We start from the raw sequence: 15321 nt of genomic DNA on the forward strand, positions 1-15321 counted from the left end.
GTCCCAACGCCCGGCCTCGGCCGAGCTGAGCATTCAGGAGTCCCCGGCGCGGCCATGGCCACCGAACACGAATCACAGGAACTGGACCAGGCGCTCGTCGCCCGGGTGCAGCGCGGAGACAGCGTCGCCTTCGACCTGCTGGTGCGGAAGTACCAGCACCGGGTGCAGGCGTTGATCGCGCGTTACATCCACGACTGGAGCGAAGTGCAGGACGTCGCACAGGACACGTTCATCCGCGCGTATCGCGCGATCGGGAACTTCCGGGGCGATGCGCAGTTCTACACCTGGCTCCACAGGATTGCAGTCAACACGGCGAAGAACCACCTTGTCGCACACAACCGCCGCCCGCCGACCGACGACATCGACGTCACCGACGCCGAGCAGTTCGATTCCGGCATCCGGTTGCGCGACACCGACACCCCGGAGCGCGAGCTGATGCGGCAGGAGATCGAAAAAACGGTGATGCGTGCGGTGGAGCGCCTGCCCACCGAGTTGCGTGAAGCCATCACCCTGCGGGAAGTGGATGGATTGAGTTACGAAGACATCGCCGAACGGATGCAATGCCCGATCGGCACGGTGCGCTCGCGGATCTTCCGCGCGCGCGAGGCCATCGACGCGGAACTGCGCCCCGTGCTCGACACCGAACCGAAACGCGAGCGTGCCACCCGATGAACACCACGACCCCAAACAATCATTTCGATTCCGATCGCGAAGCGCTGAGCGCGTTGTTCGACGGCGAGCTCGTCGGCGACGTCGCACGTTTCGCGCTCAAGCGCCTGGACCACGACCAGAACTGGCGCGCCACCTGCGACCGCTGGCAACGCATCGGCGATGCGCTGCGCGCGCAGAGTGCGTCCTTGCCCTTGTCCTTCCCCGAGCGCGTGCGCGATGCACTGCGCGATGAAGTGGCCGTCGCCGCGGTGCCTGCGCGTCGCGCGGCCGGTGGTGGTCGCATTCGTTGGGGCAGCGTCGGCATGGCGGCGTCCGCCGCGGTCGTCGCGTTCTTCCTCGCACGCATGCCGATGGGTGCCGATGGCGCGCACGATGCAGCGCCGGCGCAAGTGGCCGCGCAGGCACCGCAACACGCACCCGCGCAGCCGTCGGTGCCCGATCCGGGGTTGCAGCAGGCCTCCGCCGCGGTGGCGATCGCCGCTGCCGCGCGTCCGCTGTCCGAGCGCGTCGCGCAGCGTTCGCGCAATGTCGAACGCGGCCGCGCCGCGACCGATCGCGTGGTGAGCACCGCCGTCAGCGCGCGTGCGGTTCCGTCGCAGGCGGCTTCGCAGATCACCGGAGAAGCGCCGCAACCCGCGGTCGCGATCAATACGAATTTGTTGGCGGATGTTCCCGAAGTGCCGGCGAGCGCGGCGTTGCAGCACAGCGTGCTGCAGTCCGCGGAACTCCAGTCCGACGCCGCGCGTCCGTGGCCGCGTGCGGTGCTGCCGCAACTCAATGGCGGCGGCACGTTGTCGGCCGATTACGCGACGCGCCCGTCGTTCTATCCCTTCTCGCCCGGCCCGGTGCTGGAGCCGGCGAACGACGACACCGCGCCCGCGACGACGCCCGAACCCTGACGGCGCGTCGCACATCCCCTTTCGCTCACAAGACAGTCGAGGCCCCGGTCCCGATGCACAGCCTGCTCCGTAGCACTCCCGTCCGCACCGCATTCCTGGTCGCGATCACCGCGACCGCCACGACCGCCGTCGTCCTGTCGACCGACATCGCCGCGCAGACCACGACGCCTGCGCCCGTATCCGCGCAGGCGCCGCAGATGGTCACGGGGCTGCCGGACTTCACGCATCTCGTCGACCAGGTCGGTCCCGCGGTCGTCAATGTCGAAGCCGACATCGGTGGTGGCCCGAGCGACCAGCCGGCGATGGACGACGACGAGGAGATGCCGGAATTCTTCAAGCGCTTCTTCGGCCCCGGCGGCATGCCGATGCCGCAGATGCCGCCCGGTGGTGGCGGCCGCGATCGCGGCGTGTCGATGGGCACCGGCTTCATCATCTCCAGCGACGGTTACGTGCTGACCAACCATCACGTCGTCGATGGCGCGGACGAAGTGACCGTGCGGCTTTCCGATCGTCGCGAATACAAGGCCAAGGTCGTCGGCAGCGACGAACAGTCCGACGTCGCGTTGCTCAAGATCGCCGCCACCAACCTGCCGTCGCTGCGCGTGGGCGACTCGCGCTCGCTGCGTCCGGGGCAGTGGGTCGTCGCGATCGGTTCGCCATTCGGCCTCGACCATTCGGTCACCGCCGGCATCGTCAGCGCGGTCGGCCGCTCCAATCCCTACGCCAACCAGCAGTACGTGCCCTTCATCCAGACCGACGTCGCGATCAACCGCGGCAACTCCGGCGGTCCGTTGCTCGACACGCGCGGCCAGGTGGTCGGCATCAATTCGCAGATCTTCAGCAACTCCGGCGGCTACATGGGCGTGAGCTTCGCGATCCCCATCGACGTTGCGATGAACGCGGTCGACCAGCTGAAGTCGAAGGGGCGCGTGAGCCGCGGCCTGCTCGGCATCGGCCTGGAAGGCATCGACACCGACCAGGCCCGCGCACTCGGCCTGCCCGACACGCGCGGCGCGCTCGTGCGTGAAGTGCAGCCCGGCAGCGGCGCGGCGAAGGCCGGCGTGCAACGCCTCGACGTGATCCGCGCATTCAACGGCACCCCGATCGAAGACGCCTCGTCGCTGCCGCCGCTGGTGGGCGCGTTGCCGCCGGGTGCGAAGACGACGCTCACGATCATGCGCGAAGGCAAGGCGCGCGACGTCACCGTGGTCCTCGGCGAACTCGCCGCGGCCGAGCCGCGCTCGATCCCGACCTCCGCCACGCCGGTGCCGACCTACCGCAATCCGCTGGGCATCGTCGGTGAAGACGTCGACGGCGCCGCGCGCCGCCGCCTGGGCCTGGAGAACAACGAAGGCGTGATGATCGCGCGCATCGAAGGCCTGGCCGCGCGTCGGGCCGGGTTGCAGCAGGGCGACATCATCCTGGCGGTCGGCCGCAATTCCGTCGGGTCGGTCGCGCAGCTGGATCGCGAGCTGTCCGCCTTGCGGGCCGGAGACACCGCGATGCTGCTGGTGCAGCGCGGCGGGACCAGCCGCTACATCGCCGTCTCGCCCCGTCCGGCGGCGGAAACGCAGTAAATCCGCTCCGGCGCATCGAGCCGCGCGCCCGCGAACGCTCCCGGCACCGGAGCGGCCGCGGGCGCCATGCCGCTGTAAATGCGACAATGGCGCGCTTTTTTCCCGGCCCAGGCTCGATGCAGCACATTCGCAACTTTTCCATCATTGCCCACGTCGACCACGGCAAGTCGACGCTGGCCGATCGCATCATCCAGCTCTGCGGCGGGCTCGAAGCCCGCGAGATGGAGGCGCAGGTCCTCGACTCGAACCCCATCGAGCGCGAGCGCGGCATCACCATCAAGGCGCAGTCGGTCTCGCTGCCTTACACGGCGAAGGACGGCGTCACCTACCAGCTGAACTTCATCGACACGCCCGGCCACGTCGACTTCTCCTATGAAGTCTCGCGTTCGCTGGCCGCGTGCGAAGGCGCGCTGCTCGTCGTGGACGCCGCGCAGGGCGTGGAAGCGCAGTCCGTCGCCAACTGCTACACGGCGGTGGAGCAGGGCCTCGAAGTCGTGCCCGTGCTCAACAAGATCGACCTGCCGACGGCCGACGTCGACCGCGTCAAGAAGGAAATCGAAGCCGTCATCGGCATCGATGCCGAAGACGCGGTGGCCATCAGCGCGAAGACCGGCCTGAACGTCGTCGACGTGCTCGAAGCGATCGTGCAGCGCATCCCGCCGCCGAAGCCGCGCGACACCGACAAGCTGCAGGCGCTGATCATCGACTCGTGGTTCGACAACTACCTCGGCGTCGTGAGCCTCGTGCGCGTGATGCAGGGCGAACTCGTGCCCGGCACCAAGATGCTGGTGATGTCGACCGGCCGCACGCACCAGGTCGAAGGCGTCGGCGTGTTCACCCCCAAGCGCAAGCCGCTGAAAAAGCTCGGCGCGGGCGAGGTGGGCTGGATCACCGCATCGATCAAGGACGTGCACGGCGCGCCGGTGGGCGACACGCTCACGCTCGCGTCGGATCCTGCGTCCAAGCCGCTGCCCGGTTTCCAGGAAATGCAGCCGCGCGTGTTCGCCGGCCTGTTCCCGGTGGATGCCGAGGATTACCCGGCGCTGCGCGAAGCGCTGGAAAAACTGCGCCTCAACGACGCCGCGCTGCGCTTCGAACCCGAAAGCTCCGAAGCGATGGGCTTCGGTTTCCGCTGCGGCTTCCTCGGCATGCTGCACCTGGAAATCGTGCAGGAACGCCTGGAGCGCGAATACGACCTCAACCTGATCACCACCGCGCCCACGGTGATCTACGAAGTGCTCAAGACCGACGGCACCGTGATGCCGCTCGACAACCCGGCCAAGCTCCCGCCGACCAACCACATCGAAGAAATCCGCGAACCGATCATCCGCGCCAACGTGCTCACGCCGCCGGATTACGTCGGCAACGTGATCACCCTGTGCGAAGAAAAGCGCGGCTCGCAGGTCGGCATCACGTACCTGGGCAGCCAGGTGCAGATCAGCTACGAGCTGCCGATGGCCGAAGTGGTGCTGGACTTCTTCGATCGCCTGAAGTCGGTCTCGCGCGGCTATGCCTCGCTGGATTACCACTTCGTGCGCTTCCAGGCCGGCCCCTTCGTTCGCGTGGATACGTTGATCAACGGGGACAAGGTGGACGCGCTGTCGATCATCACGCACCGCGCGCACGCCGATCGCCGCGGCCGCGACCTGACCGAGAAGATGCGCGAACTGATTCCGCGCCAGATGTTCGACGTGGCGATCCAGGCCGCGGTCGGCTCGCAGATCATCGCGCGCAGCACGGTCAAGGCGCTGCGCAAGAACGTGTTGGCCAAGTGTTACGGCGGCGACGCCACCCGCAAGAAGAAGCTCCTCGAGAAACAGAAAGAGGGCAAGAAGCGGATGAAACAGGTCGGACGCGTCGAGATCCCACAGGAAGCTTTCCTCGCCGTCCTGCAGGTCGATAACAAGTAAGCTTGCCCCCGGCACGGACCGGCACAAGGAGCTGGCATGGTGTGGTTCGAAACGATCCTGGTGGTGTTGACCCTGCTCACCGGGATCATCTGGCTGGGGGACAAGCTGTTCTTCGCCAAGGCCCGCAAGGAGGCCGCCGGCCTGCTCGACGAGAAGGAGCCGTTGCTCGTCGACTACTCGCGCGCGTTCTTCCCGGTGCTGGCCATCGTGCTGGGCCTGCGCAGCTTCGTCGCCGAGCCCTTCCGCATCCCGTCCAGCTCGATGATGCCCTCGCTGCTGATCGGCGACTTCATCCTGGTCAACAAGTTCGCCTACGGCCTGCGCCTGCCGATCAACAACAAGAAGTTCGTCGCCATCGGCGAGCCCAAGCGCGGCGACGTCGTGGTCTTCCGCCCGCCGCACCACCCCGACCAGGACTGGATCAAGCGCGTCATCGGCTTGCCGGGCGACACCATCGCCTACCGCGACAATACCGTGTTCGTGAACGGCGTCGCGCTGAAGTACCAGCAGATCGGCCAATATGACGGCAAGGGGCAGGGCGCGGACATGACCGGCGCGGACTTGCGGCAGGAAGACCTGCCCAATCGTCCGCACCCCGTCCTGGAACGCGAAGACTCTCCGTTCTCCATCCAGGGGGAAGGGGAATGGGTGGTACCGCCCGGGCACTATTTCGTCATGGGCGACAATCGTGATAATAGCGAGGACAGCCGTTTCTGGGCCGTGCACTTCCTGCCGGAGGAAAACCTCCGCGGCAAGGCATTCCTGATCTGGTTCAACTGGGACAAACAGGCGGGCGGCGTGGATTTCTCGAGGATCGGCTCGAACATCCCGTAACCATTCCGGCACATCGATCGACCCGAGGGGAAGGGGACAACATGAGGCGCAACCAGAGCGGCATCACGCTGTTGGGATTCATCCTGATCCTCGCGGTCGTCGGCATCGGCGTCTACGTGGGGATGAAGGTGATCCCGATGTACTCGGAGTTCTACGCGGTCAAGAAGTCGCTCGACGGGCTCGCGCTCGAGCCGGGCATCAACAACGCGCCGCCGGACCGCATCAAGAGCCTGTTCTTCCGCCGCCTCTACGTGAACTACTCGGACAACGTGAAGCCCGAGAACGTCTCGATCGAGCGCGCCGACGGTGGCTGGCACATGACGGTGTCGTACGAAGTGCGCCGCCCGGTCATCGCCAACCTCGACGTCATCGGCAACTTCGTCGCCGAAAAGGACCTGACCCACGGTGGTCCGGCCGACTGACGCCCTCCGCCTGCCCGGATACGACTTCGTCGATCCGGGCTTGCTGGCGCAGGCGCTCACGCACCGCAGCGCCGCGCCGCTGCACAACGAGCGGCTCGAGTTCCTCGGCGATGCGCTCGTCAACCTGTTCATCGCCGAAGCGCTCTACAAGCGCTGGCCGCGTGCCGACGAAGGCACGCTGACACGCGCGCGCGCCGAGCTCGTTCGCGAATCCTCGCTCGCGCAAATCGCCCGCACGCTCGATCTCGGCGCACACCTGGTGCTCGGCCCCGGCGAAATGAAGTCCGGTGGGCATCGCCGCGATTCGATCCTGGCCGATGCGGTCGAAGCGATCGTCGGCGCCATCCATCTCGATGCAGGGTTCGATGCGTGCCGCGCGGCGGTGTTGCCGTGGTTCGAATCGGCCATCGAGGCGCTGCCGCCGCCGAACAAGATCGGCAAGGACGCGAAGACGCGCCTGCAGGAATGGCTCCAGGGGCGCGGCAAACCGCTGCCCGTGTATCGCCTGGTGTCCGAAAGCGGCGACGAACACGCGAAGGTTTTCCGCGTCGCCTGCACGCTCGCCGATCCGGTCGTCGAATGCGAAGGCGAAGCGACCTCGCGCCGCGCGGCGGAACAACTCGCCGCCGATTGCGTGCTGCAACAAATCGAACCGTAAGCGCGGCTAACGCGGTTTCGACAAGCGGCCCAGTTCCGCCAGCATTTCCCAGGACTTCAATCCACGCGCGCCCAGGTGATGCGAGAGCACTTCGCGCATCGCGCGACGCAGGCTCGCAAGGTCATCGCCCTCGGGTTGCGCATCTTCGGCCAGCGCCAACAACGCGCGTCCCGTCGCGGCGGTGTCGCGATCGCTTTGCCCGCGGTCGTGGCGAACGCGGCGTGCACCCTGTTCGGGATCGAGGCGATAGCGTGCGGCGGGATCGATCGGCACGCCGTCGGTGTCGGCGTCGAGCACGAGTCCGAATCCGAGCGCTTCGAGCAGATCGCGTTCGAAGCGACGCAGCGTCCACGCGAGCGGAACATCGCTGCCCAGGTACACGCGCACTTGGCCGTAGGCGTCGAACAATTCGGGAAGCGCATCGCCACGCGGTGCGAGGCGCAACACCAGTTCGTTGACATAGAACGAAGCGAGCGCAGCATCGCCCTGCAACACGGGCGCGGCGTCGAGCGCTTCGGCGCTGCGCAACTGCGCGAGTTCACCGCGCAGCACCGCATCCAGGCGAATGTGTTGCATCGGTTGCAGCGCCGCGCGCAGCACGTGGCGCTTGGGGCCTTGCACGCCGCGCGCGATCAGCCCGAGGCGGCCCTGTTGTTCGGCGAGGACTTCGACGAGCAGGCTCGTCTCGCGCCACGGGCGCGCGTGCAGCACGTACGCGGCTTCACCCGTGATGCGCACGTGTCAGTCGTGGTATCCGAGCGTACGCAGCGCGGCTTCGTCGTCCGACCACCCTTCGCGCACGCGCACCCAGGTCTCCAGGAACACCTTGCCGTCGAACAGGCGCTCCATCTGCTCGCGCGCTCGCGTGCCGATCTCGCGCAGGCGCTCGCCCTTGTTGCCGATCACGATGGCCTTCTGCCCATCGCGTTCGACCCAGATCACGGCGTTGATGCGCCACATGCGGCCGTCGAGTTCGAACTTCTCGATCTCCACCGTCGTCGCGTACGGCAACTCGGCGCCGAGCTGGCGCATGAGTTGTTCGCGCACCAGTTCGCCGGCGAGGAAGCGCTGGCTCTTGTCGGTGATTTCGTCTTCGCCGTAGAGCGCGGCCTGTTCGGGCACGAGCTTGAGCAGATCGTCGACCAGCGGCTCCAGGCCCTTCTTCTTCAGCGCGGAAATCGGATGGACCGCCGCGAACTCGCGCTCTTGCGCGACCTTCGCGAGGAAGGGCAGCAGCGTGGTCTTGTCCTTGATGCGGTCGACCTGGTTGACGGCGAGCACGACGGGCACGCCGGCTTCCTTCAACGCCTCGTAGGCGAGGGTGTCTTCATCGTCCCAACGCCCTGCTTCGATGACGAGCAGAGCCGCGTCCACGCCTTCGAGCGCACCGCGCGCGGCGCGGTTCATCCAGCGGTTCATCGCGCGCTTCTGCTCGCGATGCAGGCCGGGGGTGTCGACAAGCAGCAATTGGCCGTGCGGGAAGGTCGCGATGCCGAGCAGCCGGTGGCGCGTGGTCTGCGGGCGATTGGAGGTGATGCTGATCTTGAAGCCGACCAGCGCGTTGACCAGGGTCGACTTGCCCACGTTCGGGCGGCCGATGACGGCCACGTGCCCGGCGCGAAAGGGTTGGGTATCCATGGGCGCAATTGTAGACCCCTGCGGCCTTCATCCCCCTTCCAAGGGGGATCGAGCGCGCACAGCGCGCTCGAGGGGGATAGGCCCACACGATTGCCGCTATCCTCCCGCCCCAATGACGCGCGCGCTCTTCCTCGTCTTCCTGCTGGCCTTCACAGGCCACGCGCACGCGCGCACGCTCGACGCCGACATCGCGAAGATCACGCTGCCGATCGCCACGCTCGAAGGCGTCCACGTCCAACTGGATTGGCCCGCGAACGCGCCCGAGGGCAAGCTGCGGCTGCAGACCACGCGGCTGCAGTCGCCGAGCCTCGGCATCGATGCACGCCACCTGGCGTGGACCTGCCCGCTGCGACGCATCGATGCCCACGGCTGGGGCTGCGAAGGCGAACTGCGCGCAGGCAAGCAGGTGTTCCGCCTGGGCATCGCGTTCGAAGAAGCGGGCCTGTCCGGCGCGCTGAAGCAAGGCCGCGGCACGATGGCGGTTCAACGCGGCACCGCGACGCCCGACCTCACCCGCATCGATCTGACGCGCGTCCCGATCGCCTGGGCGCAGAGCCTGCTGTCGAAGAGCTGGGCCAGCGCGCGCCTGCAAGGCGGCACGCTGGACGGACGCATCGATGTCGCCGCGCCGTCGAAAGGCCCGCTGCGCATCGCGGGTCAACTTCAGGCGGCGAAGGTCAAACTCGAAACCACCGACGCGACCATCGCCGCCGACAACCTCGGCGGCACGTTCGACTTCGATTACCGCATCGACGACGCACCGCGCCCGTCGCTGCTTACGCTCGACGGCACGCTGCGCGGCGGCGAAGTGCTCGCGGGCGGGACCTACATCGCGTTGCCGACATCGCCCGTGCGCCTGTCGATCACCGGCGAACAACGCGAAGGCGCGGGTTGGTCGCTGCCGTCGATCGCATGGACCGACGGCGACACGCTCACCGTGCGCGGCCGCGCGGCATTCACCGACGATGGCACGCTGCGTTTGCTCGACGTGCAGATCCACAGCGGCGACCTCGCGCCCGTGCGCGACCGTTATCTGTCCGGCCCGCTCGGTACCGCGGGTCTGTCCGATCTCAAGCTCGCAGGCGCGCTCGATGCGCAGGTGAACATCGAAGGCGACGCGCTGCAATCCTTCAGCGTCGTGCCGCACGACGTCGACATCGAAGATGGCGAGGCGCATCGCTTCGCGTTCATCGATCTCGACGGCGACCTGCGTTACTCGCGCACGACGCCCGTGCAGAGCACGCTCACCTGGCGCGAAGGCTCGCTGTACGAATTGCCGTTCGCGCAGGCGCGCCTGTCGATGCGCAGCGGCGATGGTGCGATCACGCTCACCGACGCGGTGCCCGTGCCGTTCCTCGGCGGCACGCTGCGCTTCGAGAACATGACGCTGCGCCCGGCGTCGGGCGAGCAGGGCGCCGATGCGGTGTTCGGGCTCGGCGTCGAACACCTGGAACTCGGCAAACTTGCGACGACCTTCGGTTGGCCCGCCTTCCGCGGCGAACTCACCGGCCGCCTGCCGCGCGCGCATTACGCGAACGAGCGCCTGGATTTCGAAGGCGGCCTGTCGCTGGCGATCTTCGACGGGCGCGTGGATGTCTCGTCCCTGTCGATGGAGCGCCCCTTCGGCGTGGCGCCCACGCTCGCGGCGGACCTGGCGATCGAAGACCTCGACCTCCTCGCGCTGACGGAAGTGTTCGACTTCGGCAGCATCAGCGGGCGGCTGGATGGGCGCATCGACGCCTTGCGCCTGGTCGACTGGACCGTCACGGCCTTCGATGCGGACCTGCACACCGATCCGACCCACGGGACCCGCCAGCGCATCAGCCAGCGCGCCGTGCAGAGCATTTCGAGCGTCGGCGACAGCTCCATCGTCTCCAGCCTGCAGGGGCAGTTGATCGGGCTGTTCGACGACTTCGGTTACAAGCGCATCGGCATCGGGTGCCAGCTGGCCAACGAGGTCTGCCGCATGCGCGGGATCGGTTCAGCCGGCGACGGATTTACTATCGTGCAAGGCGCGGGCATCCCGCGCCTGACGGTCGTCGGCATCCACGACAACGTGGATTGGCCTACGCTGGTGGAGCGCCTCGGCGCAGTCGCCGGCGGCGAGGTGACACCCGAGGTCCGCTGATGGACGATGCCACCCAACCTGACCCTGCCGCTCCAAGGAGTTTCCGAATGTCCGCCACGCGCAATGCCCGCAGAAAGTTTGCGCCGACCGCAGCGAGTTTCGCCGCCATGGCGCTGCTCAGCGCCTGCGTCACCATCAACGTCTATTTCCCCGCGGCGGAAGCGAAGGAAGCGGCGAAGGAATTCGTCGAAAAGGTCATCGGCGACGAGCTGCCCAACGGCGCGAAGCCCGAGGACGCCAAGCCCGAACAGAAGACCCCGAACGGCGGCGGCATGGCCAGCCTGCTGCAGCGCATCGATCCGCTGAGCCTGATTGGCATCGGCAGCGCTTACGCGCAGGCGCAGCCCGACATCACGATCAAGACGCCGGCGATCCAGGCGATCCAGTCGCGCATGGCCTCGCGCTTCGATTCCACGCTGCGCAAGGGCTTCGACCTGGGCGCGCTGGGCTTCAGCAAGGACGGCCTGGTCGTGTTGCGCGATCCGGGTTCGCTCGAGCTGAAGGATCGCGTGGGCATGCAGAAGGCCGTGGCCGACGACAACCGCGACCGCGAAGCGGTCTACAAGGAAATCGCGGTCGCCAACGGCCACGCCGACTGGGAAAAGAACATCCGCAGCGTCTTCGCCAAGCAGTGGGTCGACAGCGCCCGCGGCGGCTGGTGGTACCAGGACGCCGGCGGCAGCTGGAAGCAGAAGTAAGTTCCTCTCCCTCCCCTGCGCAGGCAGGGGAGGGCCGGGGAGGGGTTGCTTAGTAGCACTTCGATAGTCGGGCGATAATCTGCGGCCCAGTCCCCCGCAGTCCCCAACTTGGCCCGCCTCGACCAAACCCCGTTCGAAATCCAGATCACCGACGTCAGCCACGACGGCCGCGGCGTCGCCCGCCGGCCCGATCCGAAGGTCCCCGGCGCAGGCAAGGCGATCTTCGTCGCAGGGGCCCTGCCCGGCGAGACCGTGATCGCGCAGCAGACCGCGCGGCACCGCAGCTTCGATGAAGCGAAAACCCTCGACGTCCTTGTCGCCTCGCCCGATCGCGTGCCCGCGCGCTGCCCGCACTTCGGTGTCTGCGGCGGCTGCGCGTTGCAGCACCTCGACGAAGCCAAGCAGATCCACGTCAAGCAACGCGTGCTGCTCGACAACCTCGAACGCATCGGCCACGTCACGCCCGAATCCGTGCTGCCGCCGCTGGTCGATGCCGCGTGGGGCTACCGTCGCAAGGGCCGCTTCTCCGTGCGCCGCGTGGAGAAGAAAGACAAGACGCTCGTGGGGTTCCGCGAACAGGATCCGCGCTTCGTCGCCGACCTGCGCGAATGCCACACGGTGATCCCGCAGATCGGCATGAAGATCGCCGCGCTCTCCGCGCTCGTCGATGGCATGGACGGTCGTCGCGACATTCCGCAGATCGAATTCATCGCGGGCGACGACACCATCGCCCTCGTGTTCCGACATCTGCAGCCGTTGTCGCCGCGCGACACGCAGGCACTCGAAGATTTCGCGAAGGCGCACGATTTCGCGATCTTCCTGCAGCCCGGCGGCATCGATTCGGTGCATGCGTTGTGGCCGCACCAGCCGAAGCTGTCCTTCACGCTGCCGGCCTGGGACATCGAACTGCAATTCCGACCGCTCGACTTTATCCAGGTCAACGCGGGCCTGAACCAGCACATGATCGCCAGCGCGCTTTCGCTGCTCGACGTGCAGCCGGGCGATCGCGTGCTCGACCTGTTCTGCGGGCTCGGCAATTTCACGCTGCCGCTGGCGCGCACCGCGGGCGAAGTGGTGGGCGTGGAAGGCGATGCCGGCCTCATCCGTCGCGCGCGCGAGAACGCAACGCACAACCAGCTGGCGAACGTGGACTTCCACGCCGCCGACCTCGCGCAGGACCTGGCCTCGCACGCTTGGATGCGCGCGGGCTTCGACCGGCTGTTGCTCGACCCGCCGCGCTCCGGCGCCGATGTCGTACTGAAACAACTTTCCCTCGACGGCCTCAAGCGCATCGTCTACGTGAGCTGCCATCCGGGCTCGCTGGCGCGCGACGCCGGCTACCTGGTGAACGAGCGCGGCTGGAAGCTGCAGGCGGCCGGCGTGATGGACATGTTCCCGCACACGGCGCACGTGGAAAGCATCGCGATGTTCGAACCGCGCTGATCCGGCTTTAAAACAGCACTATCATCGACCGAATCTTCAAGGAGTCCCCCAGATGCTCGTGATCGGCGTCGCCGGCACCGAACTCACCGCGCAGGAACGCGACTGGCTGCAGCACGACGCCTGCGCCGGCGTGATCCTGTTCACCCGCAACTTCGCTTCGCGCGCGCAGGTCGCCGAGTTGTCGCAGGCCATCCGCGAAGCCGCGCCGCGCCCGCAGTTGATCTGCGTCGACCAGGAAGGCGGCCGCGTGCAGCGCTTCCGCGACGGTTACAGCGCGCTGCCCTCGCTCGAACAGTTCGGCAAGCTCTACGGCAGCCAACCCGACCGCGCGATCGAACTGGCGAAGGAACATGCATGGGTGATGGCGAGCGAAGTGCGCGCCAGCGGCGTGGACCTGAGCTTCGCACCGGTCGTCGATCTCGGCCGCGGCAATCGCGCCATCGGCGATCGCGCGTTCTCCGCCGATCCGCAGATCGTCGCCGAGTTCACGCGCGCCTATGTCGAAGGCATGCACGCCGCGGACATGGCCGCCACGCTCAAGCATTTCCCGGGGCATGGCTCGGTGCTGGAAGACACGCACTTCGACGATGCCGTCGACAACCGCACGCTGGATGAAATCGGCGCGCTGGACCTGATCCCCTTCATCGCCGGCATCGACGCCGGTGCCGATGCGGTGATGATGGCGCACGTGGTGTATCCGAAGGTCGCGCCGGAACCGGCGGGCTATTCGAAGCTGTGGATCGAGGACATCCTGCGCAAGCAGATGGGCTTCAAGGGCGTGGTGTTCTCCGACGACATCGGCATGGCCGCGGCGTTCTCCGCCGGCGGTGTGAAGTCGCGCATCGATGCGCACCTGGATGCCGGTTGCGATGTCGTGCTCGTGTGCCATCCGGAACTGGTGACCGAATCGCTCGCCGCCGTCGAAGGCCGCAAGCTCAACACGATGGCGCTCGCCGGTCTGATCGGCCGCGGCCCGCTCGCGTGGGAAGGCCTGCTGGCTGACGCGCGCTACACCGATGCGCACGCGCGCTTCGGCGGCGACCTCGCATGAACGAGGGCACGCTGGCGCAAGCGCTGAAGCATTCGGTGGTCGTCCACGATCGGCAGGCGATCGAAGAGTCGATCGCCCGCATGTCCGTGCGCATCCGCAACGACTTCGCGGGCAGCGTGCCGGTGTATCTGACGGTGATGCACGGCGGGTTGCCGTTCGCGGCGCAGCTTGCGCTGGAACTCGGTGCGCGCGGGCTGGATCTCGAATTCGACTACCTGCATGCCACGCGCTATCGCGGCGCGCAGTCCGGCGGCAGCCTGCACTGGAAGCATCGCCCCGCGACGCCGTTGCGTGGCCGTCGCGTGTTGCTGGTCGACGACATCGTCGATGAAGGCCACACGCTGTCGGAAGTGCGCGCCTGGTGCCGCAGCGAAGGCGCCCTCGACGTGCGCATCGCCGCGCTCGCGGTGAAGGCGCACAACCGTTGCGTGCCGGGTTTGACGGCCGATTACTCGGGCCTGGTCGTGCCGGATCGTTACGTCTACGGCTACGGCATGGACTACCACGAACAGGGCCGCAACCTGCCGGCCATTTACGCGCTCGAATGAGCATCGCTGGAGGGAGCATGCACCACGCCGACCTCGCGCTCGCCGTCATCGGCGGCACCGGTGTGTACCGGATCGCCGAACTGGAAGACGTCGAAAGCCACCTGCCCGAAACGCGATACGGATTCCCCTCGGGGCCGGTGCGCGTGGGTCGCATCGGCGGCAAGCGCATCGCCTTCCTCGCGCGCCACGGCGAAGAACACGGCGTGCCGCCGCACAAGATCAACTACCGCGCCAACCTGGTTGCGTTGCAGATGGTCGGCGCGACGCGCGTGCTCGCGCTCAACACGGTCGGCGGGATCACCGAGCGTTACGGCCCGACGGTGCTCGCGTGCCCGGACCAGCTGATCGACTACACCTGGGGCCGTATCTCGACGCTGTCCGAGGAGCCGGGTACCGACGTGTTGCACGTCGACTTCGGCGATCCCTACACGACGGCGCTGCGCGCACACATCCTTGATGCAGCGCAGCGTGCCGGCGTCGCCCTGGTCGCCGGCGGCTGCTATGGCGCGACCCAGGGCCCGCGCCTGGAAACGAAAGCCGAGATCGCCCGCTTGCGCCGCGATGGCTGCGACCTCGTCGGCATGACCGGCATGCCGGAAGCCGGCCTCGCGCGCGAGCTCGGTCTGGAGTACGCGTGCCTGGGCATCGTCGCGAACTGGGCCGCCGGATGCGGCGATGCAGCAGAGATCACGATGGCCGAAGTGCTGGCCAACGTTGAAACCGCTTCCAGTGGCATTCCCCCCCTGTTGAGGGCGCTGTTGGGCGGTTTGACGGGCTGAACGGCTGTTGCCATCCGTTCACACTCATGCATACTCGCGCCGTGCGCGGAGGCCCCCGCACCAG

15 protein-coding genes are annotated in these 15321 nt (G+C 67.4%); 13 read left to right on the forward strand and 2 right to left on the reverse strand.

The genetic code is table 11. The features are described 5' to 3' along the window. Nucleotides 1-54 precede the first annotated feature (54 nt). From rpoE to rnc, 7 genes are all read left to right on the forward strand, one after another. Nucleotides 55-672, forward strand: coding sequence for an RNA polymerase sigma factor RpoE (gene rpoE / locus GN331_RS08460; protein ID WP_156641541.1), 618 nt, complete (start codon nucleotides 55-57; stop codon nucleotides 670-672). Then, on the forward strand, nucleotides 669-1571 hold the full coding sequence (locus GN331_RS08465; RefSeq protein ID WP_197427055.1) for a sigma-E factor negative regulatory protein: 903 nt from the start codon (nucleotides 669-671) through the stop codon (nucleotides 1569-1571). The genes rpoE and GN331_RS08465 overlap by 4 nt, the downstream gene beginning before the upstream one ends. A 53-nt stretch (nucleotides 1572-1624) precedes the next feature. After that, nucleotides 1625-3148, forward strand: a complete 1524-nt coding sequence (locus GN331_RS08470; RefSeq protein ID WP_156641543.1) for a DegQ family serine endoprotease — start codon at nucleotides 1625-1627, stop codon at nucleotides 3146-3148. 116 nt (nucleotides 3149-3264) lie between these two features. Further along, nucleotides 3265-5058, forward strand: coding sequence for a translation elongation factor 4 (gene lepA / locus GN331_RS08475; RefSeq protein WP_156641544.1), 1794 nt, complete (start codon nucleotides 3265-3267; stop codon nucleotides 5056-5058). Nucleotides 5059-5094: 36 nt separating this feature from the next. Further along, on the forward strand, nucleotides 5095-5892 hold the full coding sequence (lepB, locus tag GN331_RS08480; protein ID WP_156641545.1) for a signal peptidase I: 798 nt from the start codon (nucleotides 5095-5097) through the stop codon (nucleotides 5890-5892). Between the two features lie 41 nt (nucleotides 5893-5933). Continuing rightward, nucleotides 5934-6314, forward strand: a complete 381-nt coding sequence (locus tag GN331_RS08485) for a DUF4845 domain-containing protein (protein ID WP_156641546.1) — start codon at nucleotides 5934-5936, stop codon at nucleotides 6312-6314. After that, nucleotides 6298-6972 carry a ribonuclease III gene (gene rnc / locus GN331_RS08490; protein ID WP_331713421.1) on the forward strand — a complete coding sequence of 225 codons (675 nt, stop codon included), beginning with the start codon at nucleotides 6298-6300 and terminating at the stop codon, nucleotides 6970-6972. Before GN331_RS08485 ends, rnc begins: the two co-directional genes overlap by 17 nt. Nucleotides 6973-6978: 6 nt before the next feature. Here the strand turns inward: rnc and recO are convergent, their stop codons facing one another. Beyond that, on the reverse strand, nucleotides 6979-7710 hold the full coding sequence (gene recO, locus GN331_RS08495; RefSeq protein ID WP_331713422.1) for a DNA repair protein RecO: 732 nt from the start codon (nucleotides 7708-7710) through the stop codon (nucleotides 6979-6981). Between the two features lie 3 nt (nucleotides 7711-7713). Beyond that, on the reverse strand, nucleotides 7714-8610 hold the full coding sequence (gene era / locus GN331_RS08500) for a GTPase Era (RefSeq protein WP_156641547.1): 897 nt from the start codon (nucleotides 8608-8610) through the stop codon (nucleotides 7714-7716). 112 nt (nucleotides 8611-8722) lie between these two features. Between era and GN331_RS16545 the strand changes: the two genes are divergently transcribed. The 6 genes from GN331_RS16545 (at nucleotide 8723) to GN331_RS08525 (ending at nucleotide 15257) form a co-directional block, all read left to right on the forward strand. Then, entirely contained in the window at nucleotides 8723-10738 is a 2016-nt protein-coding gene (locus tag GN331_RS16545; RefSeq protein ID WP_197427056.1) for a translocation/assembly module TamB domain-containing protein, read from the forward strand. 47 nt (nucleotides 10739-10785) lie between these two features. Further along, nucleotides 10786-11436, forward strand: a complete 651-nt coding sequence (locus GN331_RS16550; protein ID WP_197427057.1) for a YdbL family probable chaperone protein — start codon at nucleotides 10786-10788, stop codon at nucleotides 11434-11436. A gap of 108 nt (nucleotides 11437-11544) precedes the next feature. Next, entirely contained in the window at nucleotides 11545-12879 is a 1335-nt protein-coding gene (gene rlmD / locus GN331_RS08510) for a 23S rRNA (uracil(1939)-C(5))-methyltransferase RlmD (protein WP_156641548.1), read from the forward strand. Nucleotides 12880-12931: 52 nt separating this feature from the next. After that, entirely contained in the window at nucleotides 12932-13930 is a 999-nt protein-coding gene (gene nagZ / locus GN331_RS08515; protein WP_156641549.1) for a beta-N-acetylhexosaminidase, read from the forward strand. Further along, on the forward strand, nucleotides 13927-14478 hold the full coding sequence (locus tag GN331_RS08520; RefSeq protein WP_156641550.1) for a hypoxanthine-guanine phosphoribosyltransferase: 552 nt from the start codon (nucleotides 13927-13929) through the stop codon (nucleotides 14476-14478). Before nagZ ends, GN331_RS08520 begins: the two co-directional genes overlap by 4 nt. Before the next feature lie 17 nt (nucleotides 14479-14495). Then, nucleotides 14496-15257, forward strand: coding sequence for an S-methyl-5'-thioinosine phosphorylase (locus GN331_RS08525; protein ID WP_156641551.1), 762 nt, complete (start codon nucleotides 14496-14498; stop codon nucleotides 15255-15257). Nucleotides 15258-15321: the final 64 nt, after the last annotated feature.

It is taken from the genome of Noviluteimonas gilva (assembly GCF_009740395.1).
In the GTDB taxonomy this organism is placed as follows: domain Bacteria; phylum Pseudomonadota; class Gammaproteobacteria; order Xanthomonadales; family Xanthomonadaceae; genus Noviluteimonas; species Noviluteimonas gilva.